Here is a 26,240-nt window from a genome sequence, read left to right as displayed (position 1 = left end):
CTGTTTCAGCTTCTGTTCCACAACCGACAAGTTTTTCTTTGCAGCTTCAAAGTTGGGCGTTTCTTCAAGCAGTTTTTTATAAAGCTCTGCTGCTTCTTCTAATTGACCATTTTGCGCCAGAGAGTTGGCAAGGTTATAGCGGCCGTTAGGAGAGGAGTCATGAGAAAATGCTTTGATAGCGGCTTCGTAGTCACCTTTTTGGTAACTGGCGGCTCCTTTCCAGCTTGGGTTTGTAAATAGGTTTTGCGCCTGTTCATACTCACCTTGCTTGTAGAGTTCCGCTCCTCGTTGGTCGGCATTTAAGAACGGATTTGCTTCGGCGTGTTGTGTCCAAGTCATCGGTATTATTGTTGCCACAAACATCCAAATCAGGCCGCCTCGGAACAGTAAAGCTGCAGGCAGAAGTAACAGCGGCAGCAACCAAAAGCCACCGTTTAAGCGAGAGTCAGTGCTCACTTCTTCACTCTTCTTGGCCGAAAGTTGACTGCCAACGTTGCTCGTAAAGGCCGAAATGTTCTCAACATCGCGATTGGTGTGCTGAATAGGAACAAAAATTCCACCTGTTTTCTTTGCTAGTATTTGTAAATTCTTCAGATTTGTTTTCGCTACGACAGTTGTGCCTTGTGCAGTCTTTAAAAGAGAACCATCGGGTAGGGCGATGGGAGCACCATTAGCGGTTCCTACTGCAAGAACAGAGATCCGAATGTTTTTACCTTCGACCAAATTCAACGCGCGAGACAGTTCTGACTCATCAAGGTCATCAGCTAACACGATGATGTCGCCTTGTTGCACACCTGCTTGAGAGAACTGGTTGAGCGCTAATTCAATTGCGGAAGGCAGGTTTGCCCCTTGAAAAGGCATTAGCTCTGGTGACAAATTCTCGATAATGCCGGCAAGCGTACTGGAATCAGTCGTCAGTGGACTTAAGTTATAGGCATCGCCAGCGTAAGTAATAAGACCCGTAGCCCCTTCTTTCCATTTAGGAAGTAAGTCCAGCGCCTTATAACGTGTTTGCGCGAGTCGATTAGGCTTGATGTCCGTAGCGAACATCGAGCGAGACATATCAAGCACCAAAATGCGGTTTTGGTTTAACTCAAAGCTTGGGCGAGCGTTGGATTGCCAGCTTGGTCCCGCTAGCGCAATACAGGCAATGGCCCAAGCTACGCCCCAGAGAATAAAATAGTGTTTGGACTGCGTGTTTTGTCCGAGCACTTTAGCTAGGTGAGGGGCAATCAGTGTCGATTTTTTTGCTCTAAATTTGTGATTGAGCAAGAGCGCAATAGGGATTGCGATAAGCCCCAAAAGCCAATAAGTGTTAAGGAAAATAAACTCAGCCATGTTTTCTCCTCAGTAGGAATAACAATACCGACAGTACGAATGCAGCGCTTAATGGGTATGGGAACCATTCTGACTGCGGACGCCAAGTTTGCGTGTCGCTTGACACGGGCTCGAGCTGGTTGATCGTGTCGTAGATCTTTTCGAGCTGATCAGTATCTCGCGCCCGAAAATATTGTCCACCAGTCATCTCTGCCACTTTAGTTAGTGTTTGCTCATCCAAGTCGGCTGCGGTGTTAACCTTACGAGTCATGAAAAACTCTTTCACCATCATTTCACCAGCACCTACGCCTACGGTGTAAATGGTCGCTTTGTATTTTTTTGCGATTTCCGCTGCTTCGAGCGGTTCGAGCACACCGGCAGTGTTGCTGCCGTCACTAAGCAAAATCATGACTCGTTGCGGAGCATCACTGTCTACAAAGGTTTTCGTGCCTAGACCAATGCCATCACCAATGGCGGTTCGTTGACCAACCAGGCCGATGACGGTTTGATTAATCTGCTGCATGACGGTTTTACGGTCTGCAGTGAGTGGCGTTTGCAAATACGCGTGATCGCCAAACAAAACAACCCCGAGACGATCACCTTTTCTTTTTGCCACGAAATCCGATAGAACTTTTTTGACAGCGGTGAGGCGGTCGATGTATTCGCCGTTGAGCTCCATGTCTTCTTGCTGCATCGAGCCAGATAGGTCGACGACTAACATCAAGTCCCGATATTTGGGTTGGAACTCAACTGGATCACCAAACCAAACTGGACGCGCACAAGCAATGATAAGAAGAACCCAGATCGCCATTGATAGTGATTTTTGCAGGGCTTGCCTAGGCTTGCTGCCATTCTCATTAGTTGGTAAGTACGCCAATTTGATCTCGGCTTGTTGAGATTCTTGTGGCAGGAGCTTGTATACCAGCCAGGGGACAGGCAGCAAAAATAGTGCCCACCACCAGACAAATTCAATGTTTAGCCATTGGGCAAGTTCGGTTATGAGTGTTTGCTCAGTCACGGTTATTTGCCTTTTTCTTTGGTGGCAAAGCGTGAGTTATCCAAAAGACACAATCATCGACCAAGCTTTGATGATTTTCTTGAGAGGATTTCTGATACAGCGCTTCTTGCCACTGATGTTGTTTGTCTACGAATCGAGTTTCTTTTGTATGGCTATCGAGAAACTCATACCAAGCGATTCCAGTTAATGGTGCGATTTCTTCACGCGGAAAGTAACTCAATGCCGCCTGACGCAATATTTCTAGAGCAGAGGAAGGGGTATGAGGTGTGACAGATTGAGTTAAAAGTTTTAAGGCTGCCTTTTGCGCGCGTAGGCGTTTTTTACGCCATTTCGTATAAAGATAAATGCTGAAAACGAAAAGTACGGTGGCCGCAAGCACTGCCCACCATCCCCAAGCGAGCGGAAACCAATCCGGAGCGTTTGGTAAAATCAGAGGTTCAAGGTCTAGGCTTTGGTTGTTTGTTGTCATTATTATTACTGCTTAATAAATGCTGCTTGTACAGTTTGTTAGCTTAATTGTGAAATCAAGGGCCAACCACTTGATAGCGTGTTAAATGGAATCGCCATCGAATGGCATTGCTGTTTAATGGTTTCTTGGTGTTGAGTAAAGTGTGTTTCGAGTTCCTTTCTTTGGCCCTTGGAGCCAAAGTTGAACCATTGACTACGTTGGCCATCCGAGGCTTTTACTTGACCTCTAAAGTTTGTTTCACCTCTTTCTAAAGGATCATAAAACTGAATAGCCCTCACACTGTTGTGCTGTTTTAGTCGACGTAACTGCGTCAACTCTGCTGCGCTTATGTGGGCAAAGTCGCTGAGCATAATCAGTTCGCTGCCCTTAGGTGTCAGTGTATGAAGTGTTTCTAACACCTGAGTATACTGCAGTGTACGAGCCTCGTTGTTGGCAGTACGAGCCACCTGCGCGTTATGTGTATCGACGATAGCATTAAGAATCCGCAGCCCCTGTTTTTGTAGAGAGGAAGGGCGAAACTCAAAACATTGATGTCCATCGTCAATCACCGCACCGATGCGATCCTTTTTAGCCAAAGTGAGCCAAATCAACACGCTGGCAAAGTGGGCCAATTGAACCGACTTAAGCATATACTTAGACCCAAAATGCAGGCTAGGACTCAGGTCAAGGTAAAGAATCACAGCTTGCTCTTTGTCTTCTGCAAATAACTTTGTGTGCGCTTTCCCTGTACGAGCAGTTACCCGCCAATCAATACTGCGGATATCATCGCCAGGTTGGTATTGGCGTACTTCCATAAAATCCATGCCTCGCCCTTTTTGGAGGCTGGTATGGTTACCGCTCATTTGCGACCAGATACTTTGTGCTGGTGGCAACCAACGTACAGATTGAGTGCGGTATTGCAGCAGCTCTTCAAGGGTTAATGTCACCCCATTCGCATGAGGTGGCAGTGGATGCGTTGTGGACATATCACTCCCTCGTCTTATGCACTGCCAACGAGGTTTAGCAGCTTATCAATGACTTGGTTTGCCGTAATGCCTTCCGCTTGAGCGTGGTAACTCAGTAATAAACGGTGGCGCAAAACCGGATAAGCCATGGTTTGAACATCTTCTGGGGACACAAAATCACGACCTGCAAGCCAGGCGTGCGCACGGGCACAACGATCCAGAGCGATGGTGGCACGTGGACTAACGCCCATTGACAACCACTTATCCAGCTCAGTGTCATATTCGCTGGCTCGACGTGTTGCCATAACTAAACGGACGATGTACTGCTCTATCGTTTCGGCCATATGAATATCCAACACTTCTTTACGCGCAGTGAATATATCTTGTTGGCTTAACATTGGGCGCTCGACGGTAGTTTCGCCTTTTGCTTCACCGCGGTTAATACGCAAGATAGATAGCTCATGCTCCGCATCTGGGTATTCCACTTCTAAATGTAATAAAAAGCGATCTAGCTGTGCTTCAGGTAGTGGATAAGTCCCTTCTTGTTCAATCGGGTTTTGAGTCGCCATGACCAAAAACAACTCTGGCAACGGGTAAGTATGGCGACCTGCTGTGACTTGTTTCTCTGCCATTGCTTCAAGCATCGCCGCTTGTACTTTGGCCGGTGCACGGTTTATCTCATCCGCAAGGATAAGAGAATTGAAGATAGGACCAGATTGGAAAGTGAACTCTCCGGTTTCGGGGCGGAAGATATCGGTGCCGGTTAAATCGGCTGGCAGCAAGTCAGGGGTAAACTGAATTCGGTGGAAGTCGCCTTCAACACAATCTGAGAGTGATTTTACTGCACGGGTTTTTGCCAGCCCAGGAGGGCCCTCAACCAAAATATGTCCATCTGCCAAAAGGGCAACAAGCAGTTGTTTGACTAGATCTTGCTGACCAATGATCTGCGACTCTAGGTATTGCTGAAGAGTTTCGAAGTTAGATTTATGCATGCTTTGGACTCTCGATATCCATTTGATTTTTGTGTTGAGTATTGGTCATTTTCCAGATGGAAAAAGTTCCAATGCGCTTTCGCAATTTATCTTTTCAATATTGGGACTCTGCAGAGAATTGCAAGTACTTGCTATCACTGAAAGTTCTTATCTGACAGAGCGTTACATTTATTTTTCATAATATAGTGAGAAATGCCTCTAGTTTTGTATATGTGAGCCGATAAAGTTTCTGTGATGTGCGTGTCATGAGATATGCACCAGATTCCCCTTATGGGGCCAATAACAAGTGATTCTTTTAAAAGGTCCGAATATGTTGAAACTTCATTCCTTGAGCATCAAACAGAAGGTTGTACTTGGTATTACGTTTGCTGTTTTAGCATCAACAATTATCGTTGGTGTTATGGCTCAGCGTCATGCAAGAGATGTGTTGAGCCACCGTCTAATTGATATCGAACTACCTGCGATGCTGCAGCAAATCAATACAGAAATTGACCGCGAAGTTGTAGAAATGCAACAAGCCGCAAAACAGCTCGCAACAAACGAGTTTATTGTCGAAGCCCTATCTAATACAGACCGCGACCCGTCGGTAGAAGTTCAGTTAGTTCAGCAGCTCAATAACGTTAAATCCCAGTACGGACTTAATGATGCGTCGGTAGCCAATCGTCAAACGGCATATTACTGGAATCAAAACGGGTTCTTGCGTCAGCTTAATCGAACTCAAGATGCTTGGTTCTTTGGCTTTACGTCTTCTGGTCAAGAAACGTCAGTGAGCGTTTTCCAAGAGGCAAACGGCGAAGTAAAAATGTTTGCCAACTACCAAGACTTAAATGGTACATCAATGTCAGGTCTTTCAAAGTCGATGGACGACATGGTTGCGCTGCTCAATGGGTTTAAAATTGAAGATACGGGTTATGTGTTCCTCACTAACGAACAGGGTGAGATTCAAATACATCGTCAACAAGGTAAAAACCAAACTTCTATCACCAAGCTATTTGGTAGTGATGCGAGTGCACTGCTGAATAAAAACAGCTTCAATTTGATTAATGTGGACTTTGAAGGGCAGGACACGTTTGTTTCCAGTTTGTATGTTCCTTCAATGAATTGGTTTGTCATTGGTGTAGTTCCTGTCGATGAAGTCTTCGCGGACCTAAATGCTACTGCGCAAAAAATGCTGTTTACGACCATCATTGTCGCCGTTGTATTCATTCTGATGGGCGTATGGTTGGCAAATAGTATTACTAAACCAATTCGACTGATTGCCGATCGTTTTACCGACCTTGGGCAAGGTGAAGGCGACTTGGCGCAGCGCATTGAAATTCAGGGTAATGATGAAATTGCTCAGCTTTCAAAAGGCTTCAACGGATTTATTGAGAAGATCCACGCCACAATGAAAGAAGTTGCTTTGACCAGTGGCTCATTAAGTCAAGCGGCAGAAAGTGTTTCGACGAAAGCAACATCCACACATGACAACAGCCAAGAGCAACGTGATCAAACCATTCAAGTTGTTGCGGCGATTAACCAGATGGGTGCGACCATCAGCGAAATTGCATCGAACGCGGCTACTGCTGCCGATACGGCAAATCAGGCTTCTGATAATACTCAAACGGGTCGTGAAGTGGTTATGAAAGCCAAAGAGGTGATTAGCCGCCTAGCTGATGACGTAGAAACGACCAATATTGTCGTCACGCAGCTGGCATCGACAACTAAAGATATTGGCTCGATTCTGGGCGTAATTCGTGACATATCAGAACAAACCAACTTGCTTGCGTTGAACGCCGCGATTGAGGCTGCACGTGCTGGAGAGCAAGGTCGTGGTTTTGCGGTGGTTGCTGACGAGGTAAGAAACCTAGCGTCACGCACGGCTGATTCAACAGAAGAGATCCAACGGATGATCAACCAACTTCAAAGTGACGCACAAGATGCGGTAAGTGCGATGGAAGCGGGTAAAGCGGTCACTATTGAAGGGGTCGCTTCAACCGATGAAGCAGTGGAAGTGTTAGTCAATATTTCTGAGCGAATTACAGACATCTCTGATCGTAATACGCAAGTTGCGACGGCGACGGAAGAGCAATCCACTGTGGTGCATACCATTAACCAAAACATTGAAGAAATCAACGCGATCAATGAAATGACAACGGCAACGGCAGAAGAGCTGGCGGATGCAAGTCGTGATCTTCAAGCGCTCTCTTCACGTCTGGACAAGATGGTTGGTAGCTTCAAGCTATAGAGTTGGATAGAATAGCCGAAGTTTAAAGTTCACTAACTAAATTTAGGTAAGTACTATGAATGACTTCGAAAAAGAACTAGAGCAGATTTCTCAGGAAGCCGCTCAGGAGCCAGAAGTAAAACTGCCGTCGCTAGAAGAGCAAAAAGCGATCGTCGCTGAGCTAAAAAAGCTGGAAGCAGAAGGTAAGTTGACGCCAGAAGTGTTAGAGCAACACTTTGGTAAATTTAACCAAAAAAACTCTGTTCCAGTTCACTAAGCTAGGGTGAGGTTTCGGCTCTAACGGGCGCGACAAAATCACCAACTCAAATACAAAAAAGGGAGTGTATGCTCCCTTTTTTAATGCCTGAAAAATGCTAATACCTCTTACAGACCTGCCACTTAAAAATTATTGACACTTCAATGAGTTATTAATTAGTACTAGTTATTTTCATACTTGACAATACTACTGCTCTATCTAAATCTATTGCGTATTTCAATAAAAGCGACCAAGGGAATGCGATCAGGATGGAGCAACAAAAAACAAGAAATGTCATTTTAATCACGGAGGGCAGTCTGCAGTCATCTCTGCTGAAAGATGTATTGGAAACCAAACTCGGTATTAGTGTTGCTCTAATCACACCAGACTCTCTTATTCACGGAGCGTTAGATTCGCCTTTAGCGTCAGCCATTATTGTTGATTGCAGCGTGATCACTGATGAAATCTTTCGGCGTTATTCGGAATTTAAAGAGTCGCAACAGAAAGATACGCTCGAAATCTTAATTAATTGTGATCAATCCATTTCGACTGAAGATCTTTTTGCTTGGCGTACTCTAGCAGGTATTTTCTATACCTCTGATGATATAAAAACGCTGCAAGTTGGGATTGGTAAGGTGCTTCAGGGGGATATGTGGTTCAGCCGTAAGTTTTCTCAGCAATACATTACTCACCTTCGTCGCCACTGCAAACCGATAAATAAGAATGTTCCCGCTATTTTGACCAAACGAGAGCAACAAATAATTACCTTTCTCTCTATGGGGGCTTCCAATCAACAAATTGCTGAACAACTATTTGTGAGCGAGAATACGGTAAAGACTCATTTACACAATATTTTCAAGAAGATTGAAGTAAAAAATAGAGTCCAAGCACTTATTTGGGCGAAAGAAAATATTTCGGATAACTCGTTAACAGTGTAATGTCCTTGAAATATTGCGTTATTTAATTTAGTGAATTCTTAATCATTACTGTGACCTAAATGTGTTAAAAGTGTTTCTTTTATGAGAAACACTTTTTTTGATTCTCTTTTTAATAACTTTGGAATTTAAAAAAGTAGCAAATAACTTTACTCTGTGGACTAGCACTTACATATCACACTAAGTGCGGACGATTAACGACTAATTTAAGAATGTTAAGTCACTGAAAGTATGAGAAACATTATGGAACAGTATATGGAAAAGCCTGAAGTCCTAATGCTCACTCAACAAAGTTTACAGAGTGAAAACTTTAAGGAAATGCTTTCTAAAAATATAGAAACTAAAATAACGATCATAGATACTAAAAACCCTAGTTATCACGAACTCATTCCGGAACGCTACTTTTTGCTTGTTGATTTTTCAGTTGAGATTCCATCCGAAACTTTAGTTTATTTAAAAGATAGTAATAAAGTGCTAGGAACCATAATGCTTAATTTAGGTTATGACTTAGACACAGAAGAACTCGCCTCATGGCCGCATGTAAAGGGTATATTCGGTCCGGGAGACTCCATGGATAAGGTGTGTCAGGGGTTAAAAGCAATAATAAAAGGAGATAATTGGCTGTCTCGAAGATTACTGGATCAGCTGGTTAATTATTATCGAGGAAAAGAAGAGAATAGCATTATTGAGCCTGCTATCGAGGTAGAGCTTACTCGGCGTGAAATTCAAGTTTTAAAAATGTTGAAAGAAGGAGGCTCAAATATGGAAATTGCTGATTCTTTATTTATCAGTGAGCATACTATTAAATCACATCTATACAATATTTTTAGAAAGTTAGAAGTAAAGAACCGTACACAAGCAACAAGTTGGGCTAGGCGAAACCTGTAGTACTAGTATTAACTTACTGTAATAAAAAGAAAATACTCTATAAAGTACTAAGTTTTATATTTATTATTAAAATGTCAGTCTGAAATATCATCCCATATTCAAACTTATTCCTATTCGGTTGACTATTAGACTTCTCATGTCTGTTACAAATCTACTCAGACATAGAATAAAAGGTCTATTCAATTATTAAGACAAGAGGGAATAAAAATGAGCACAAGTGACAATGACACGTATCTAGGCGATGCAGGTGTAAATAACCAATTTGCTGATTTCGATGGCGGCGATGACTTGTTTATTGGTTTTGGTGGTAATGATTCGTTTGTTGGCGGTGGCGGTAACGATTATGTGATCGGCGGCGACGGTGATGATCGCCTAACTGGTGGTGCTGGTGATGACATCCTAAGGGCTGGTACAGGAAACGATTACCTCGGCGGTGGTACAGGTAATGATTTGCTTTTGGGTTTGTTGGGTGACAACAAACTAAATGGCGGCGTCGGTGAAGATATTCTTGTAGCTGGTTCTGGTGATAATGTTCTAGTTGGCGGCAGCAATGGCGATAAGTTTGTGTTCACGGATAAGTTTGGTGGCCATGGCGAAGCAAAAGTTGTGGATTTCACCATTGGTGAAGATTCTTTGCACATTATTAGCGACTCGGTCACAGACTTCGGTGATTTAAGCTTTAGCTATGATGCTGTAGGTAATGCCGTGTTTACCGATGGTGCTGATCTAACCGTGAAACTCATTGGCGTTACCGAAACTGACATCAATACTTACGGTGCGGATTTATTTGCAATCTAAATGACTTAAATCACTCTAAATGGGATTAGTTTGTGTGGCTCTGTCACGCTGAGGTGAACTAACTCGGTCATTCTAGAGTGTATTTGAGGCTGTCTTAAGTTAGGTGCTAGCTTTTGCTAGCGCCTACATTTTCAATTTAAACGGAAATAGTCGTGCAAAAAACGGTTTTCAAAGAAGTGAGACAAAAACTATGCACGCTTGCGGGCTTGCTAATCGCTTTTAGCCTTTTTATCAACATACTAGTCCTCTCGATTCCCTTGTACATGCTTCAAGTGTACAACCGAGTGATATCCTCCTATTCAACCGATACTCTACTTTTGCTCACTATTATCGTGATTGTCGCGTTACTAACCATGTCGATTATTGATATCGCTCGCGCGCAAATGAGTAAATCATTTGGTTATTGGATGGACACCAAACTGTCCACTTTTATGCTTAAGCGCAGCATTCAATACCAATCGCACACAGGGAAGAGTTACACCTCGCAAACGCTGCGAGATATTCAGAACATCAAAAGCTTTTTGAGCAGCCAAGCACCCTATCCACTATTGGATGCGCCTTGGACACCGCTGTTTATTTTGTTCGTATATTTATTGCACCCAGTATTGGGTCACATCGCGTTACTCGGGTCTATCGTATTGTTTAGTCTCGGGCTACTCAATGAGCTAATGACGCGTAAAACCATGCAAGAAAGTGAAGTTAGGGCGATCTCTCATATCAACAACGCCGAGCTAGCCACGCAAAATGCCAATTCAATTCTTGCGATGGGGATGATGAACGCGTTTTTAGAGAAATGGCAGTCGCGCGTGAATGAAGTCAATGTGCTCGAAGAGCGAGTGGCAGGTAAGTCCATTTACATGGCTAACTTTTCTAAGTTTGTACGTGGTTCACTACAGATCTTTTTGTTGGGAGGCGGAGCATGGTTAGTGATCCAACATGAGATTACTGCGGGAGCGATGATCGCGAGTTCCATTTTAATGAGTCGGGCACTCTCGCCGATGGAGCAGGCGATTGGAACATGGCGAAGTGCTATGTCTGCTAAAGGCGCGTATAAACGACTAAAAGAAATCGACGCAATCGTGCGCCAAGATGAATCGAATATGCCACTGCCAAAGCCAAAAGGGCACTATGAACTTACTGGACTTGCTTATCGCCATCCTGGCACAGCAGAGCCTGTACTCTCATCGATCAACTTATCTATGCCTCCCGGAGTCGCTGTCGGAGTTATTGGCCCTTCTGGTACTGGTAAATCGACGTTTGCTCGGTTGTTATTAGGTACGATCAAGCCATTAGCAGGTAAGGTTACGCTTGATGGTATGGAAGTGTCTACTTGGGCATCGGAAGATCGCGGCGCCCATTTTGGTTATCTCGCTCAAGAAGTAGAGTTGTTTCCTGGCACAATTCGGGAGAACATCGCGCGCTTCAAAGAAGAAGACCCCGCTAAAGTCATTAAGGCGGCGCAACTAGCAGGATGTCATGAATTAATACTCAAGAAAAACAAAGGCTATGATTTCGTTATTGGCGAAAATGGCCGTGGTTTATCTGGAGGAGAAAGGCAGAGAATCGCACTTGCAAGAGCCGTTTATGGCGATCCATCTATTGTGATTTTCGATGAAGCTAATGCCAACCTTGATGGTGAAGGAGAGGCTGCATATCAACGTTTGATTGCCCATTTAAAGGCGCAAGGATCAACGATTATCGTCATTGCCCATAATCCGAGTACATTACGACAAATGGATAGATTGCTGTATTTGGCTGAAGGTCGAGTCAAATTATACGGTGATAAAGATGAAGTATTAAAACGCTTGATGGGCGAAGAAAGAACAGATATTCCAAGGGTAAGAAATGAGCAATCAACTGCCAGCCGTTAATCAGCATCCGTCTGAAACCGTTTATCGTTTTAGTCCGCAAGCGAAACTAAGCTTTCGAAAGCCAATTTTACTCGGTGTGGTGACGCTAAGTGTTTTTCTTGGCGGTCTAGGCTACTGGGCTGCGACAGCGAAATTAGAGAGTGCTGCGATTGCTTATGGCGATTTGTCTGTTCTCACTAAGCGCCAAGAAATTCAACATCTAGAAGGCGGCATTATTGAAAAGCTGTACGTGCAGGAGGGGGACTTAGTTGAAAAAGGTCAATTATTAATTCAACTCTCTAAGCGACAAGCTATGGCGAAGTTGGATTCATTAAGTGGTCAGTTTATTCATACTCTAGCGAAGGAAAACCGTCTAAGTGCTGAGCTAGATGAATTGCCAACGATCGTATGGTCTGATGATCTTGAAAGTATTCCTCGCGTCGATATCGTCCAAGAAGCTCAACTGGTTCAAAACAAGATCTTTGAAGCGAGAAAGCGATTCTTTGATAGTAAGCTGAGCATCATTGAGCAGAGTATTTCTGGGGCAAATTTGGAGCTGGAAAACCTCCAGCAAACCAAAGTAATTGAGAGAGAAAGACTCAATTTTATCGCCGAAGAAATAGACAGTAACCAAGCTCTAGTTCAAAAAGGTTTTTCGGGTAAATCCACCTTACTTCAACTCAAACGTCTTGCAGCGGAAGTGCGGAGTACCTTAAGTCAGTTAGACAGACAATCACTCACAGTAAGCAAAAGGTTGGATGAAAACCAAGCGCAAATTGAAGAGTTGAAGCTTGAAAGACTGAATGAGATTGTCGAGGAGCTACGAAACACCAAAAAGGAAATCGTAGCCATTCGTGAAGAGTATCGCTCAGCCCAAGATATTGTAGCGAGAACAACCATCAATGCACCTATTGCAGGCCGTGTGGTCAACATGCAGGTGTTTACCGAGAAAGGTGTGATTGGTTCGGGTGAAACGCTATTAGAGTTGGTTCCTCAAGACGATAAGTTGTTAGTCGAGGCTCGCGTGAATCCTCAGGATATCGATTTAGTTAACCCAGGTCAGCAGGCGCATGTTCGTCTGACCGCTCTGAATGCTAGAACGTTGGCACCATTAGACGGCACGGTGTTAACGATTTCTGCGGATAAGCTTTCACAAGAAAACCAAGAGGATTTTTACCTCGCTAGAATTGCAATTTCGCAAGAAGATGTAGCCAAACACCGCTTAACTTCAGGAATGAACGCGGAAGTGCTTATTTTATCTGAACCGCGAACGCCTTTAAGTTATTTAATAAAGCCAATCACTGAAAGCATGAATCGCGCCTTTAGAGAGGAGTAATCTCAAAAGTACTTGAGTGAACACGGACAACTGACAAAATAATTTGTTATGGTTACCCGTTACTAGGCCGTATTTTAATTCTAAGGGAGCCGTGGAATGGAGAAAGTGCAGTTAGTCGTCGATTTTCTTCTCACTCATAAACTGATTTTTACCGCACTGATCTTTGTGATTATGTGGTTAATTCGTCGTACCATTTTATCGATGATTCGTGGTGACCATGCCTTTCTTTCTGAAGATCAGCGCAGCTGGATGTCCAGAACTAAGAACGGCACCTTTGCCGTTACATTACTGATTTTATTTATTTTATGGCAATCAGAAATAAACGAGTTTGCTCTAAGTGTCACGGCGATAGCGGTTGCCATTGTTGTGGCATCCAAAGAGATAATTTTGTGTTTTACAGGCTCGATTCAAAGAGCAAGCTCACGTTCTTTTCGTGTCGGTGACTGGATTGAGGTCGGTAAACTGTGCGGCGAAGTGATCGAGCACAATATGATGGCGACGGTGATTCAAGAGATCGACCTGCACCATGGTCAATATCACTACACCGGAAAAACCGCGACCTTACCCAATAGTATGTTTTTTACTTACCCAGTAAAGAACCTCAATTTTATGAAGCGCTACGTCTACCACAATTTCTCTATCGTGGTGAAAGACTTCGTTAATTTGTATCCTCTGTTACCAATCTTGACCGACAAGATTGAAGAGCATTGTAGCTACTTCAGTGATGTTGCACATCGCTACAATGCGATGATTGAAAAACACGCTGGGGTCGATCTTCCCGGTGCAGAGCCACATATGCATATTTCTAGCAATATCAATGGTGAGCAGATTTTGCATGTTATGATTTTCTGCCCGACCGATAAAGCTAACCACTTGGAGCATTTGATTCGTAAAGACTTTATGGAACTTTATGAGCAGCGCTTTCCTGTGGTGAGTGAAAAATAGAGAAGTGTCGTACGCCAGTTAAAACAAACCCCGCTATCAAACATAGCGGGGTTTGTTTTTCTAACGGTATTTCCAGCTCTAACTATATTCCCTGAATACTTAGCTGAATTTACTTTTCAGCATTAAAAACAGAAAGTAAGTACTGCCTAAAATAGCGACCAGTGTGCCAGCTGCGACCTGACTTGGATAAATAGCGATTTGTCCCAGCCAATCTGCCCACAACATTAGGGTTGCACCAATTAAGGCTCCGACACTTAGTTGCTCTTTCACTTTTCTTGCTCCTAACATCATCGCCATATGGGGAGCGACCAAGCCAACAAAAGATATCGGACCAACTGTAGCGGTAGAAAAGGCGCATAATAAAGCAACGATGGTGAGCATTAGCGTATTGGCTACGGTGGGGTTAAGTCCTCGTGCATTTGAGAATTGTCGTCCGATGGAAATTAATGTTAGCCAGCGAGAAATCGCGAATACAGCGGTAAGCAGAACCATTATTGCCAAACATAGCATCAGTGCGGTGTCGGCTGTGACTCGATAAATTGAACCAGTTAGCCACAATAAAATTTTGTAACTGTCACCAGAACCTTGAGCTAGCGAAAATTGAACAAGGGCTTCTAATAGTGCCGTTAGTGCGATGCCGGACAACACGAAGTTAGATGGATTAAAATGGCTTCGTTTACCGATAATCAGCAATAACATCAATACGGACATACTTCCGAAAAAAGCGATACCCCAGTTAAATGCGGAGAGAAGTGACCCAGCGATGACTCCTGTCGTAATAATGGCAAACGTGGCTCCGGAAGACACACCGAGAATATCTGGGCTGGCCAGAGGGTTGTAAACAATGCGTTGCAAAATGATTCCGGCAACGGATAGCGCAATACCGACAGAAAGTGCGGTTAGCATTCGCGGCCAGCGTAATTGCCATTGGAACTCCCCTGGCACGGACCATTGGATCCCGTTTATACCATGGGTAACGAATGAGTAAGCTAGAATCCCAACCAGACTGAATAGCGCAATGCTACAAACTGCGCGCTTAGAAAGCGCCGTTTTTCCTTGGCTCATTGAAAGGTTAAGTTGATCGGTTGCCGTCAGCTTTTTACGAGTAAACCAAATTAAAGCGGGAGCGCCAATAGCTGCAGCCGCTACGCCGCTAGGAATGGTTTCCTCTAACCATAAGCTTAGCGAGATGGCGGCAGAGTCTGTGATGATTAATAGCATTGCGCCCATTAGCATGCTGCTGATCAATTCGTCACGTGGCGTTCTCGCTCCCATTGCACGGGCGATGTTTGGTGTTAACAAGCCGATAAAACTGATGATACCAACCGCAGTGATTGAGGCAGATACCAGCCAAATACCCATCACCATTAACGTGCTAAAAGCAGGTAATACCGCTAAGCCTCGGGCTGCTGCGCCTTCTTGTCCTAGTTTCATTAAGGTCAGAATACGTGGTGCGACGATCAAAATGACGATTGCAATAGCAGAGCGTGGCAGCAACCATTCAAACCAATCCCAGCTGTATTGTGAAAGGTCGCCCGCTCCCCACATAAAAATATTCTGTGCAAACTGGGCGTTTAAAATAATAATGGCTGTGGCGATAGAACCGAGCAAGATATTGATCACCATCCCCGAAACGACCAACGGCAAACCTGTCATATTACGCACACCGGCAATAGATACGATCAGGCCAAACGCCACTAAGGCGCCTACCATTGCGGCTAATGCAGAGTAGTCGGCTACCCAATCAACAAACCAAATGTTTACCACGACTAATGCAAGCCAAGCCCCAGAAGAGGTGCCAAGAGTCAAAGGAGAGGTGAGGTTATTCTGCGTTAATTGCTGCATTAAGCTGCCAGTGAGACCAAGCATGGCACCAACAAGTAGAGTAATACTTAACCTAGGAAGCTGAGCTTGCGTAAAAAATACGTCACGAAATTCGCTCGCTACCTCTGGTTTTGTTAATAATTGCCACTGTTCGAAGAGTGATAAGTTAGTGTCAATTTGTAGACTAAAGACGCTAAGTAACGTAATCAGCGCCAGGTAACCAATATAATGTTTCGTTCTCATTGCTTTGGTGCCAACTCTATTAGACTGTCGGTAATCGCTTCAGCGGTGTATTGCAAAGACATGGCACCGCCATACGCCCACACTGCTCTGACTGAATTTACCCGCTGCTTCTTTACAAACGGCATCGCTTGCCAAAGTGATGAATCTTTCAGTTTGCGTTCTTCTGGGAAAGGTTGTACGTAGAGAACGTAGCTGTTTTGAAGGTTTTGAAGTCGATTAATCCGATCTTGCTTTACCCCCCACGCACGTGGGTCCTCTTTAATTGGAGTCTGTAATCCCAGCTTTCTGACCACGTAGTCTGTGGTGGAATTTTCGGTTGCAAGTAATACAGTATTCGGGGTTGAAAATCGCATCACAAGAACACTGAGTGGTTCAGAGTAATAGTGGCGAATTCGCTGGCGCATCTGCGCAAATGAAGCATCTAATTCTGCCAGTTTCTGTTCAGCAAGAGCCTCTTTATTGAATAGCTTGCCGAGCGTACGAAAGTGACGAATGGCCGTTTCAGCTGCGGCCTCACTTTCAGAAAAATTAGGTAAATAGATTACCGGAGCAATTTGTTTGAGTAATGGAATCAAGTCTTGTTGTGGAGACGCAGCAAGGATGACATCTGGCTTCAAGCTGGCGATTTTTTCTAAGTTGGGCTCTGCTCGGGTTCCAATATCTTCAATTGACTCTGGTGCAGTTGGATTGACGACCCATTGGCGGTAGCCTGGTAAATTTGGGGCTGCGATTGGTTCTACGTTTAGCGCCAAAACTTGTTCTAAGATGTCCCAGTTTAAGGCAACAACGCGTTGTGGCGCTTGCTCAAAACAATGCTCACCATATTCATCGGTAATGGTGATTTTTGCATATGCGTTGGTCATAAAAAATGCCGATAGGAAGGCAGATTGCATAACCAAAGTAAGTAAACGAGCCACTATGCGCATACAACAGCCACCTTTTGGCTCGCCAATGTGTTGGCTGGAGTTGGATGATCAATGAGCTTAATTGGTGATTCGTAAAGTGCAGACAAACGCGCTTCATCTAACAACATGTCGGCGGTGCCTTCAAAGGCAATTTGACCTTTTTTGAGCGCGACAATGTGCGTTGCGTAGCGCAGTGCTAAGTTCAAATCGTGCAGGATCACGATAATGCCTACGTTCTCGGTTCGATTCAGCTCTGCAAGTAGCGCCATCAGTTGAAATTGATGGTGAACATCGAGCGCGGAGGTCGGTTCATCTAGGATCAAAATTGGTGATTGTTGAGCCAACAGCATAGACACCCAAGCGCGTTGGCGCTCGCCGCCCGATAAGTCATCCGCCAAAGCTTGAGCAAAAGGTGTAACTCCTGTTCGTTCCATAGCCTGCGTGATGATCTGTTTGTCTTCAGGTTTCCAACGACCAAGTGCGCCACGCCACGGAAAGCGGCCCAAGCGCACTAGCTCTTCTACCGTTAAACCAGCCGAGGAGGGCAGCTTTTGTGGCAAATAGGCGATCTGCTTTGCCAGCTCTTTGGTTTTGAGTGACGAAAGGGAAGTGTCGTTTAGTGTTACCGTGCCTTTATCTGGTGACATTTGACCAGAAAGCAAGTTCACCAGTGTCGATTTGCCTGAACCGTTATGGCCCAAAACGACAGTTAGTTCATTCGTTGGGATGTTAAGTTGGTCGATGCCGAGGATCTGACGTCCACCTCGAACGATCTCAATATTAGACAGTTGAAACATGGATGACTCTTAGGAGAAAACTCCCCTCAAGAGAGGGGAGTAGAAAGTTCAATTACCAGCGGTAGTTTGCGTTTAGCATGACAGAGCGAGACTGGCCGTAGTAACACCAGTAATCGCAACCTGAAACAAACTCTTTATCCAGAATGTTGTTCACGTTTAGCTGTGCTTGCCACTGTGAAGTGATGTCGTAAGTGACTGACGCATCCCAAAGAGTGACTGAAGGAACAGTTAGGTTCGAGCTCTTAGGGTTATCTTTTGACTCACCTACGTAGCGCACACCAGTACCGATATTGAGGCCTGGAATCAGGCTGTAGGCGCTGTAGTCTACCCATGCTGAAGCTTGGTGTTCAGGAATAAGTGCGGCTTGTTTTTTACCTTGGCCAAAACTCTCATCTGTTTTCGCTTTAGTGTAGGTGTAGCTTGCCATCAGTTTTAGATCGTCGGTTAGCTGCGCCGTGCTTTCAAGCTCAATACCTTGAGAAGTCACTTCCCCCGTTTGTGTCGCGATCCATGTTGAAGGGTTAGTCACCAACGCGTTCTTTTGCGTAATGTCGAACCATGCAAGGTTGAAAAAGCCATCCATAAAGCCTGGCTCATACTTCACACCTACTTCTACTTGTTCGCCTTCTAGCGGTTTGTATAGTTCATTGGTTGCTGTATCAATTGTACTGATCACTTCAAACGACTGAGAGTAGTTTGCGTAAGGTGACAGACCATTGTTTGCAAGGAACATAACACCCGCGCTGAGAGACAACTGACCATCATCACGAGATTCGTTTTGATCAACGCCTGCGCCTTTGCCAGAGTTTTCTGTTTTCACCCAGTCGTAACGAGCACCGATGTTACCAATCCACTGTTCATGCAGTTTCAATTGGTATTGTGAGTAGACACTTGCTTGAGATTTCTCAATCTCACGTTTCACGTTGTTGGCAGGATCAAGAGGGGTGAAGTTGCCGTAAACTGGGTTCCACGGGTTGATGGTGCCAAACGCGTAGTTGTCCTGCTCGTCGCCATCGGTTTTGTGGAATTGCAGATCCATACCGACAAGCACCGTGTGCTCTGCGTTGTCAGTCATCCAGTTGCCGACAGCGTTATTGTCGAATGTGATGCTCTGGTTTTTGCCGTCACGGAATACGATGCCTTGCGCTAATTCTTCTTTCGCAGGATCGTTGTTTGAGAATGCGTAAGAGCTGCGCAAGTACAACTCATTGGAGCCGTAGTTGAGGTTTTGAGAGAATGACCACGTGTCATTGATGTCGTGCTCTAGCAAGTAACCTAGAGAGAACTGCGTGCGTTCGTATTTATCGTAGTTTGGCTGACCAAGGTTAGTCGAGGGATCGATTTTGCCAAAGTTAGAACCAATCAAAGTTCCTGCTGCTGGGAAGAATGGGTTGGTTGGCACACCGTCATCACGAAGGTAAGTAGCCAAAATGGTCAGCATTGTACGGTCAGAAATGTCGAACTCGACGCTTGGCGCTAGATAAAAACGCTCGTTGTTAGTGCCGTCCAGTTCGCCATCTTGGCTTGTCATCAGGCCAACCAAACGGTAGCGGATTGTGCCAGCGTCGTTTGCTTCATCAGCAATGTCAAAACCTACAGACTGGTGTTGGTTGTTGCCTACTTCGACTTTTACTTCACCTTGAGGCGTAAACGTTGGTTTTTTCTGCACCGCATTCACGATACCGCCTGGTGCCGATTCACCAAACAGAATAGCTGATGGGCCTTTAACCACTTCCACACTTTCTAGGCCGTAAGGTTCGACCAACCATGTGTAGTAACCATCGCGGAATAGGCGGTTGCCGTTTAGGTAAGTAGCAGCATCAAAACCGCGAACTTTGAACCAATCGGTGTCGTTGTCGGCGCCATAAGGCTGAGCGGTTACGCCAGATGTGTAGCGTAATGCTTCGTCCAATTTTTGCGGTGCACGAACACGAAGTTCATCTTCAGAAATGATAGATACGCTGCGCGGCGTTTCTGCCGCAGGGGTTTCTACTTTAAGTGCTTGCGCGGTGACCGTAATGGTCTCCATTGCAATAATGTCATCTTGTACAACGTCTTCTTGAGCTTGTGCTGTGAATGCAACCACTGCTGCTGTTGGTGCCAAAGCACAGACCAACGCGTTACGGATCGCGATGGTCAGTAAGTTATTCTTTGTCATAAATATATTCCCGACAATTATGATTAACGCTAAGCTTAATTGTAATTATTATCATTTGAACTTTTGTTTCGGTATTTTACTGACTTTTGTATCAAAAGATAGTAAAACGTTCGCAAATTCATTCGCGGTACTTAAAGTCGTTGTTATGTTCAATTGGTTTGAAAAACTGACCCAACCCTTTCCCCAGATGGAAACCGAAAAGCCACCGAAGACACTTTTTGGCTTCTGTCGCTTTTACACTCGTGGCTTTGAAGCCCCTTTACTTGTTATGGCTGTGTTCAGTGCGCTTATTGCCATTACTGAGGTGACGCTGTTGCGTTATATGGGCGAGCTCGTCGATATTCTCTCTAATCAAGATCGCGCAACATTCTGGCAAGATCAGGGTGATCGCATGCTAATGATGCTGTTCTTAGTGGCGGTTGTGATGCCAGTTCTCGGTTTTGTCCACTCAATGGTGATGCACCAAACGTTATTGGGTAACTACCCGATGTCTATCCGTTGGTTGATTCACCGTTACTTGCTAAAACAAGCGGTTGGATTTTTCCAACGTGACTTTGCAGGCCGAGTTGCGACCAAAGTGATGCAAAGTGCGTTAGCGGTACGAGAAACGGTCATGAAGTTGGTGGATGTACTGGTTTATATCAGCGTTTATTTTCTTTCGATGCTTTGGATGATGGGCGAGGCCGATGGTTTGCTGATGTTGCCTATTGTGATTTGGATAGGAATGTACGCGGTTATCCAGTTCTACTTTATCCCTAAAATGAAACAAGTAGCGACAGAGCAAGCGGATGCTCGCTCTGCAATGACTGGGCGCATTGTCGATTCTTACACCAACATTTCTACCGTAAAACTATTCGCTCATTCACAGCGAGAGTTGGAATACGCAGAAAGCAGCATGAAGCAGTTTTTGGTGACGGTTTACCGCCAAATGCGCATGGTGACTTGTTTACTGTTTAGTGTGGATGCCATCAACTATTTGCTGCTGATGTCTATTAGTGCCATTTCGGTTTATCTATGGCTAGATCACGCTGTAACAATTGGTGCTATTGCGATTGCCATCAGTATTGCGTTGCGCGTACAAGGTATGTCGAAGTGGATCATGTGGGAAGTTAGCGCACTGTTTGAAAACATCGGTACAGTAGTAGACGGTATAAATACGATTTCAAACGATGTTGAAGTGAAAGACGTACCAAATGCTAAGCCTTTGCAAATCTCTCAAGGTGAGATCTGCTTTGATCACGTAGGTTTTAACTACAGTGATGAGAAGGCAGTATTTGAGAACTTGAATCTGACTATCAAACCGGGCGAAAAAGTCGGCATTGTCGGTCGCTCTGGGGCAGGTAAATCCACGTTGGTCAACTTGTTGCTGCGCTTTTACGACGTAAATAGCGGTAAGATTTGTATTGATGGACAGGACATTTCGCAAGTCGAACAAGAGTCGCTTCGCCAACACATCGGTATGATCACGCAAGACACCTCTTTGCTGCATCGTTCAATTAAAGAGAACATTCTTTACGGTGATCCAGATGCTTCAATGGATGCCGTTATCGCAGCTGCTGAGAAAGCACATGCCCATGATTTCATTCAATCTCTACGAGACGAGCAAGGTAACGTTGGCTATGACGTTGAAGTGGGTGAACGCGGTGTGAAGCTGTCTGGTGGTCAGCGTCAACGTGTGGCGATTGCTCGCGTGCTGCTGAAAAACGCGCCAATTTTGATCATGGATGAAGCAACGTCTGCACTTGATTCAGAAGTAGAATCGGCAATTCAAGAAAACCTTGAAGTTCTGATGGAAGGAAAAACTGTGATTGCGATTGCTCACCGTTTATCAACGATTGCCGCGATGGATCGTTTGATTGTGATGGATGACGGCAAAATCATTGAGCAAGGCTCGCATTACGAGCTGCTGCAATTGGGTGGTGTTTACGCTCAGTTGTGGAAGCATCAAACCGGCGGCTTTTTGTCTGAGCAAGGTGATGCTCAACTGCAAGTCATCTAATATGATGCTACACGAAAGAGGAGCAAATGCTCCTCTTTTTTATGTCTGCCGTTTATACCGAGTGAGTAGGCGTCAATGGGTGACGTTTACTTGTGATTATTCATTAAGTTAGGCTAACTTAATGATGGTTATGTTTATAACTGACTGTCGTTCTTGCATTTTTTACGCTTTTTTTACGCGAACTCCGAATGGGCTTTTGCTAAAGTTTCTGCATCGAATTTTGGTTGATGTACTTTATGTTTGCTCATTGGCGAGATAACACATTTCTCTTTTCTGCCATCGTGATTGTTGGCGCGGTTGTGGCCTCATGGCTGTTAGACCAATTGTTTGGCTCTACCGCTGCGGTCCTGCTGATTTTGCAGTTAGCAGTCGTGGTGGTGGCATTTCAATGCAACTCGCGATTCGCTTATACGGCGGCGGTGATCGAAGCGCTGAGCTTCAACTTCTTTTTCACGACGCCTCGTTACTCTTTACAGATGTTTCGTCCGGAAGACATTTTTAATCTAGTCGTGTTTATGGTGGTGGCATTTATCACCAGTACCTTTGCGGATCTCTATCGTCGCCAGCAGGGCGAGTTAAAACAAACCAAGCTGCAAAATAGCATCCTGCTATCGGTGTCCCATGACCTACGCACACCGCTGGCAACCATTATTGGAACACTGACCACACTCAGCGAGTACATGCCCAAGCTCAATGACTTAGAGCGCAAAGAATTGCTCGACAGTGCGACTTCAGAAAGCCACCGCTTGCATCAATATATAGAAAACCTCTTACAAGCGACTAAGCTCCAGCACGGTACATTAAAAATTACCAAAAAAGACGAGTCGATTGCAGATATTGTTCGGGATGCGGTTTCTCGTTTGCCGAATTACACCGAGAAAGTGTCCATGAATATAGATGATTCCGTTGGTCATTTGTCAGTAAGTCGTTCGCTCATCGAACAAGCGATTTTTAATGTGTTGGATAATGCCATGCGATTTTCACCAGAGAATGAATCTGTTGAGGTTTCACTTTCTAAGCAGGGTTCGTCGTGCGTGATTGATGTTCGGGACATGGGGATTGGCATCAAAGCTGAAGATGCGGAAAAAATATTCAACCTTTTCTATTCCGGCGTGAACAACAAATCGGCCGATTCAGGAACCGGAATGGGACTCGCGGTTGCCAAAGGCATCATCACCGCACACCAAGGAGAGATTCAATCTATGCCAGTATCAGAAGGGACGCTGATCCGCATTCGACTTCCACTCAATCAAGGAGCAGAGCAGGCGTGAGTTACAAAGTTTTAGTCGTGGACGATGAGCCTCGCATTCATACCTTTATTCGAATTTCGCTGTCTGCTGAAGGGTTTGATTACATTGGCGCGAGTACCATTGCAGAAGCCAAAGCGTGTTTCGAAGCGCATTCGCCACACGTCATTCTGCTAGATTTAGGCTTGCCCGACGGCGATGGGACGGATTTTCTCACTACGCTCCGTCAGACGTATAAAACGCCAGTGCTAGTGCTGACAGCTCGCGATCAAGAAGAGGAAAAAATCCGCCTTTTAGAAGCGGGCGCGAATGATTACTTGAGCAAGCCTTTTGGCGTAAAAGAGCTCATCGCGCGCATCAAAGTGCTGGTTCGAGATTTGGTGGGTGAGCAAACCGTCGCTGACGAGCTGGTGGCTGGCAGAGTCAAAATCATCAAAAGTACTCACCAATTTTGGTTGGATCAGAGGGAAATTCCACTCACCAAGAAAGAGTTTTCTTTCATTGAACAGTTGATTCTCAAGCCGGGAAAACTCATTGAGCAAACTCATTTGCTAGCGGTGATTTGGGGAAAAAGTCATGTCGAAGATACTCACTACTTACGCGTGTTAGTGAGTCAACTACGCAAAAAACTGAACGATAGTGCTGACGAACAGCGGCTATTAAAAACCGAGCCGGGGCTGGGTTATCGTTTAGTGCTTGAGACGTCCAAGCACCACTAAAGTCCAAATTTAATCAACGTTAATGCCAAGGTTTAGTGCTGGTTATCGGCACTCGAACAGGATTCGTGTTGCCTATTTTCCGTGACGGAAAATCAGTCTAGCCCTTAACGCATTAGCATTTTCTATACATAAAACACAGTTAGGGATTGATATGGCTCACTTTACAGTAATTGGTTTAGGGCGATTTGGCGTTGCCGCCAGCTTAGAACTTATTCATCTTGGACACACCGTAACGGGGGTGGACAGCGACCCGAAAATCGTCGAAAAATACGTCGAAGAGTTAACGCAAGCGGTCATATGTGACGCAACAGACGAAGGTGCACTCAGAGAGTTAGCGTTAGCGAACAGTGATGTGGTGTTGGTGGCGATTGGCGAAGACATGCAAGCCAGTTTGTTGTGTACTCTGGCGCTGAAAAATCTGGGTGTGAAATCCATTTGGGTCAAAGCGAGCACCAAAGCGCACCACACCATCGTGTCTAAGCTTGGTGTGCAACGCATTATTCATCCGGAAGAGGAGATGGGCGTAAGAGTCGCGCAGGCACTCAACTATCCGATGGTGAACAACTATTTAGAAATGGGGCATGGCTTGTATGTGGTGGAAATCCACGTTAAATCCAATCTGCACGATACGCCGCTTTCTAAGTTGATCAGCCGAGGCAGTTACAACATTCAGCCTATCTTGGTGAAGCGCGAAGAAGCCGTCTACACCAATATCAATGATGAGTTTGTGCTTAATGAGTTCGACACGCTGTTGCTTTGCGGTAGTCGCGCTGAGCTGAAATACGTCGCTCCAAGGTTGGTGTAACATGGTTTTGTGGCATCCCTCTATTATCCCAATCGAGCGAAAACCCAAAGCGGGTAAAAAATTGTTGGGCGCCCCTCCATTGATACTTAGCCTCAGTTTTGCGTGCTTGATCATACTCGGCACAGTTTTACTCAAACTGCCGATTGCCACCACAGAGCCCATCACTTGGATTCAAAGCTTGTTTACTGCGACATCGGCCATTACGGTGACGGGATTAGTTGTGGTAGACACGGGCACGGCGTTTACGCCTTTTGGGCAAGTGGTTATCGCTTTCCTGATTCAATGTGGTGGCCTAGGTTTAATGACGTTTGCCATCGTGACCTTGCTGGCTCTGGGCGGAAAAATTGGCTTTTTGGAGCGAGCAGTCGCGAGAGAGGCGTTCAACCAAACTGACTCATCGACACTCATTGCCACTGCTAAATCTGTATTGATGTTCGCTCTGCTCGTTGAACTTATTGGTTTTACCATTTTGAGCGTTTATTGGAGTGAAGAGCTGGGCTGGAAAACCAGTTTGTTCCATGGTTTCTTCTACACCATCAGTGCGTTTAACAATGCAGGTTTTGCGTTGAGTGCCGATAGCTTAATGCCTTACGTCGACGACCCGGTCGTTAACTTCACCATTACCAGTTTGTTCATTATTGGTGGTTTAGGCTTCTCGGTTTGGATTGACTTAAAACGCAATCGCCGTTGGCACCGACTCACCGTTTACAGTCGAATGATGATCTTAGGCACGATGATCATTAACGTGGTGGCACTTATCGCCATTTACCTGATTGAATATGATAACCCCAACACGCTTGCCCCTTTGAGCGAAGCAGGGAAATGGTGGGCATCGTGGTTTCAAGCGGTGACGCCAAGAACGGCGGGGTTCAATACTTTAGCTATCGATCAGTTGGAAGATGCCACAACGGCGATCATTCTGGTGTTGATGTTTATCGGCGGTGGATCATTGAGCACGGCAAGTGGCATTAAAGTTGTGACATTTATGGTGTTAGTCTTGGCAACTTACAGCTATTTGCGTCGCGATGAAGCAACCTATGCCTTTCAACGCGAGATTCCCAAAGAGACCATCAGCAAGGCATTGGCGCTGACTCTGATCTCGGTGGGCGTGACTTGGTTTGCCATCTTCATGCTGTTACTGACAGAGAAAGCGTCTATGTTAGACATTATGTTTGAAGCGGTCTCAGCGCTGGGTACGGTTGGGTTATCGCGAGGCTTAACGGGCAGTTTGTCCGAACCGGGTGAGTTAGTGATCATCTTCATGATGTTTATGGGACGATTAGGCCCACTTACTTTGGCGTACTTCTTAGCCAGCCCAAGAAAGAAAAAAGCGCGTTACGTGAGTACTAAACTGGCAATAGGGTAAATGGGCTAACTCGGAGAAAATGACCAAAAGGCTAAGCATAAGAGGAGTAACTGCTCCTCTTTTTTGTGCTCGTTGTAGCCACGAAACTGTATACGGCAGTCTCTCTCACAACAATTTATGATTCATCTCTATTTTTTATCATTTATAAATTGTCGTTTTTGAGGTGTTGTCCAGAATGGCATTATCCACGTGCAACATAAGATTGCCGGGAATAAAAATAATT

Annotated in this window: 22 protein-coding genes; 13 read left to right on the top strand and 9 right to left on the bottom strand. The window is 45.0% G+C overall.

From position 1 onward, the window contains the following. The 5 genes from MSG33_RS06100 to MSG33_RS06080 form a co-directional block, all read right to left on the bottom strand. A partial coding sequence (locus MSG33_RS06100; RefSeq protein WP_248380263.1) for a VWA domain-containing protein occupies positions 1–1,338 on the bottom strand: 1,338 nt, incomplete at its 3' end. Next, on the bottom strand, positions 1,331–2,335 hold the full coding sequence (locus MSG33_RS06095) for a VWA domain-containing protein (protein WP_237309183.1): 1,005 nt from the start codon (positions 2,333–2,335) through the stop codon (positions 1,331–1,333). The genes MSG33_RS06095 and MSG33_RS06100, both read right to left, overlap by 8 nt. Continuing rightward, the gene (locus tag MSG33_RS06090) at positions 2,328–2,804 is read right to left on the bottom strand and encodes a DUF4381 domain-containing protein (protein ID WP_047008481.1); all 477 of its coding nucleotides are present in this window, start codon (positions 2,802–2,804) and stop codon (positions 2,328–2,330) included. The genes MSG33_RS06095 and MSG33_RS06090 overlap by 8 nt, the downstream gene beginning before the upstream one ends. Before the next feature lie 38 nt (positions 2,805–2,842). Further along, entirely contained in the window at positions 2,843–3,769 is a 927-nt protein-coding gene (locus tag MSG33_RS06085; protein WP_248380261.1) for a DUF58 domain-containing protein, read from the bottom strand. A gap of 14 nt (positions 3,770–3,783) precedes the next feature. Beyond that, a complete protein-coding gene (locus MSG33_RS06080) occupies positions 3,784–4,740 on the bottom strand; it encodes a MoxR family ATPase (protein ID WP_005392397.1) in 957 nt (318 codons plus the stop codon). Between the two features lie 310 nt (positions 4,741–5,050). On the opposite strand from MSG33_RS06080, the gene MSG33_RS06075 reads away from it, so the two are divergent. From MSG33_RS06075 to MSG33_RS06040, 8 genes are all read left to right on the top strand, one after another. Further along, on the top strand, positions 5,051–6,967 hold the full coding sequence (locus MSG33_RS06075) for a methyl-accepting chemotaxis protein (protein ID WP_005392399.1): 1,917 nt from the start codon (positions 5,051–5,053) through the stop codon (positions 6,965–6,967). Between the two features lie 55 nt (positions 6,968–7,022). Beyond that, positions 7,023–7,223, top strand: a complete 201-nt coding sequence (locus tag MSG33_RS06070; protein ID WP_005392406.1) for a restriction endonuclease subunit S — start codon at positions 7,023–7,025, stop codon at positions 7,221–7,223. A 248-nt stretch (positions 7,224–7,471) separates the two neighbouring features. Next, entirely contained in the window at positions 7,472–8,140 is a 669-nt protein-coding gene (locus MSG33_RS06065) for a LuxR C-terminal-related transcriptional regulator (RefSeq protein WP_150917684.1), read from the top strand. A 228-nt stretch (positions 8,141–8,368) separates the two neighbouring features. After that, entirely contained in the window at positions 8,369–9,025 is a 657-nt protein-coding gene (locus MSG33_RS06060) for a LuxR C-terminal-related transcriptional regulator (protein ID WP_248380259.1), read from the top strand. Between the two features lie 207 nt (positions 9,026–9,232). Further along, positions 9,233–9,823, top strand: a complete 591-nt coding sequence (locus MSG33_RS06055; RefSeq protein ID WP_005392412.1) for a calcium-binding protein — start codon at positions 9,233–9,235, stop codon at positions 9,821–9,823. 152 nt (positions 9,824–9,975) lie between these two features. Next, a complete protein-coding gene (locus MSG33_RS06050; protein WP_104970486.1) occupies positions 9,976–11,694 on the top strand; it encodes a type I secretion system permease/ATPase in 1,719 nt (572 codons plus the stop codon). Beyond that, positions 11,669–13,009, top strand: a complete 1,341-nt coding sequence (locus MSG33_RS06045; RefSeq protein ID WP_047008476.1) for an HlyD family type I secretion periplasmic adaptor subunit — start codon at positions 11,669–11,671, stop codon at positions 13,007–13,009. The genes MSG33_RS06050 and MSG33_RS06045 overlap by 26 nt, the downstream gene beginning before the upstream one ends. A 96-nt stretch (positions 13,010–13,105) precedes the next feature. Next, the gene (locus MSG33_RS06040) at positions 13,106–13,954 is read left to right on the top strand and encodes a mechanosensitive ion channel family protein (protein ID WP_005392418.1); all 849 of its coding nucleotides are present in this window, start codon (positions 13,106–13,108) and stop codon (positions 13,952–13,954) included. 99 nt (positions 13,955–14,053) lie between these two features. Here MSG33_RS06040 and fhuB read toward each other — a convergent pair whose 3' ends face one another. The 4 genes from fhuB to MSG33_RS06020 are packed head-to-tail and all read right to left on the bottom strand — an operon-like array spanning position 14,054 to position 19,881. After that, positions 14,054–16,021 (bottom strand): Fe(3+)-hydroxamate ABC transporter permease FhuB, encoded by a 1,968-nt coding sequence (gene fhuB / locus MSG33_RS06035; protein WP_248380257.1) that lies wholly within the window; start codon positions 16,019–16,021, stop codon positions 14,054–14,056. Then, positions 16,018–16,947: an iron-siderophore ABC transporter substrate-binding protein gene (locus MSG33_RS06030; protein WP_248380255.1), complete on the bottom strand. Its 930-nt coding sequence runs from the start codon at positions 16,945–16,947 to the stop codon at positions 16,018–16,020. Before MSG33_RS06030 ends, fhuB begins: the two co-directional genes overlap by 4 nt. Continuing rightward, positions 16,938–17,723 (bottom strand): ABC transporter ATP-binding protein, encoded by a 786-nt coding sequence (locus MSG33_RS06025; protein WP_248380253.1) that lies wholly within the window; start codon positions 17,721–17,723, stop codon positions 16,938–16,940. Before MSG33_RS06025 ends, MSG33_RS06030 begins: the two co-directional genes overlap by 10 nt. A gap of 52 nt (positions 17,724–17,775) precedes the next feature. After that, entirely contained in the window at positions 17,776–19,881 is a 2,106-nt protein-coding gene (locus MSG33_RS06020; protein WP_248380251.1) for a TonB-dependent siderophore receptor, read from the bottom strand. A 145-nt stretch (positions 19,882–20,026) separates the two neighbouring features. On the opposite strand from MSG33_RS06020, the gene MSG33_RS06015 reads away from it, so the two are divergent. From MSG33_RS06015 to MSG33_RS05995, 5 genes are all read left to right on the top strand, one after another. Next, positions 20,027–21,880: an ABC transporter ATP-binding protein gene (locus MSG33_RS06015; protein WP_248380249.1), complete on the top strand. Its 1,854-nt coding sequence runs from the start codon at positions 20,027–20,029 to the stop codon at positions 21,878–21,880. Between the two features lie 236 nt (positions 21,881–22,116). After that, the gene (locus MSG33_RS06010) at positions 22,117–23,151 is read left to right on the top strand and encodes an ATP-binding protein (RefSeq protein WP_248380248.1); all 1,035 of its coding nucleotides are present in this window, start codon (positions 22,117–22,119) and stop codon (positions 23,149–23,151) included. Next, the gene (locus MSG33_RS06005; protein WP_248380246.1) at positions 23,148–23,846 is read left to right on the top strand and encodes a response regulator transcription factor; all 699 of its coding nucleotides are present in this window, start codon (positions 23,148–23,150) and stop codon (positions 23,844–23,846) included. The genes MSG33_RS06010 and MSG33_RS06005 overlap by 4 nt, the downstream gene beginning before the upstream one ends. A 151-nt stretch (positions 23,847–23,997) precedes the next feature. Continuing rightward, positions 23,998–24,651, top strand: a complete 654-nt coding sequence (locus MSG33_RS06000) for a TrkA family potassium uptake protein (protein ID WP_005375180.1) — start codon at positions 23,998–24,000, stop codon at positions 24,649–24,651. A 1-nt stretch (position 24,652) separates the two neighbouring features. Next, positions 24,653–26,017, top strand: coding sequence for a TrkH family potassium uptake protein (locus MSG33_RS05995; protein ID WP_248380236.1), 1,365 nt, complete (start codon positions 24,653–24,655; stop codon positions 26,015–26,017). The last annotated feature ends 223 nt before the right edge of the window (positions 26,018–26,240 follow it).

The organism is Vibrio sp. 1CM7H (assembly GCF_023161645.1).
In the GTDB taxonomy this organism is placed as follows: domain Bacteria; phylum Pseudomonadota; class Gammaproteobacteria; order Enterobacterales; family Vibrionaceae; genus Vibrio; species Vibrio diabolicus.
Note: the sequence above shows the minus strand (reverse complement) of the source record. Positions and strands in the feature narration are given on the sequence as shown.

Bases quoted from the DNA above. Each gene is read 5' to 3' on its own strand.
- MSG33_RS06090 (WP_047008481.1), bottom strand. From the start codon at position 2,804: ATGACAACAAACAACCAAAGCCTAGACCTTGAACCTCTGATTTTACCA.
- MSG33_RS06085 (WP_248380261.1), bottom strand. From the start codon at position 3,769: ATGTCCACAACGCATCCACTGCCACCTCATGCGAATGGGGTGACATTA.
- MSG33_RS06080 (WP_005392397.1), bottom strand. From the start codon at position 4,740: ATGCATAAATCTAACTTCGAAACTCTTCAGCAATACCTAGAGTCGCAG.
- MSG33_RS06075 (WP_005392399.1), top strand. From the start codon at position 5,051: ATGTTGAAACTTCATTCCTTGAGCATCAAACAGAAGGTTGTACTTGGT.
- MSG33_RS06070 (WP_005392406.1), top strand. From the start codon at position 7,023: ATGAATGACTTCGAAAAAGAACTAGAGCAGATTTCTCAGGAAGCCGCT.
- MSG33_RS06065 (WP_150917684.1), top strand. From the start codon at position 7,472: ATGGAGCAACAAAAAACAAGAAATGTCATTTTAATCACGGAGGGCAGT.
- MSG33_RS06060 (WP_248380259.1), top strand. From the start codon at position 8,369: ATGAGAAACATTATGGAACAGTATATGGAAAAGCCTGAAGTCCTAATG.
- MSG33_RS06055 (WP_005392412.1), top strand. From the start codon at position 9,233: ATGAGCACAAGTGACAATGACACGTATCTAGGCGATGCAGGTGTAAAT.
- MSG33_RS06045 (WP_047008476.1), top strand. From the start codon at position 11,669: ATGAGCAATCAACTGCCAGCCGTTAATCAGCATCCGTCTGAAACCGTT.
- MSG33_RS06040 (WP_005392418.1), top strand. From the start codon at position 13,106: ATGGAGAAAGTGCAGTTAGTCGTCGATTTTCTTCTCACTCATAAACTG.
- fhuB (WP_248380257.1), bottom strand. From the start codon at position 16,021: ATGAGAACGAAACATTATATTGGTTACCTGGCGCTGATTACGTTACTT.
- MSG33_RS06030 (WP_248380255.1), bottom strand. From the start codon at position 16,947: ATGCGCATAGTGGCTCGTTTACTTACTTTGGTTATGCAATCTGCCTTC.
- MSG33_RS06025 (WP_248380253.1), bottom strand. From the start codon at position 17,723: ATGTTTCAACTGTCTAATATTGAGATCGTTCGAGGTGGACGTCAGATC.
- MSG33_RS06020 (WP_248380251.1), bottom strand. From the start codon at position 19,881: ATGACAAAGAATAACTTACTGACCATCGCGATCCGTAACGCGTTGGTC.
- MSG33_RS06015 (WP_248380249.1), top strand. From the start codon at position 20,027: ATGTTCAATTGGTTTGAAAAACTGACCCAACCCTTTCCCCAGATGGAA.
- MSG33_RS06010 (WP_248380248.1), top strand. From the start codon at position 22,117: ATGTTTGCTCATTGGCGAGATAACACATTTCTCTTTTCTGCCATCGTG.
- MSG33_RS06000 (WP_005375180.1), top strand. From the start codon at position 23,998: ATGGCTCACTTTACAGTAATTGGTTTAGGGCGATTTGGCGTTGCCGCC.
- MSG33_RS05995 (WP_248380236.1), top strand. From the start codon at position 24,653: ATGGTTTTGTGGCATCCCTCTATTATCCCAATCGAGCGAAAACCCAAA.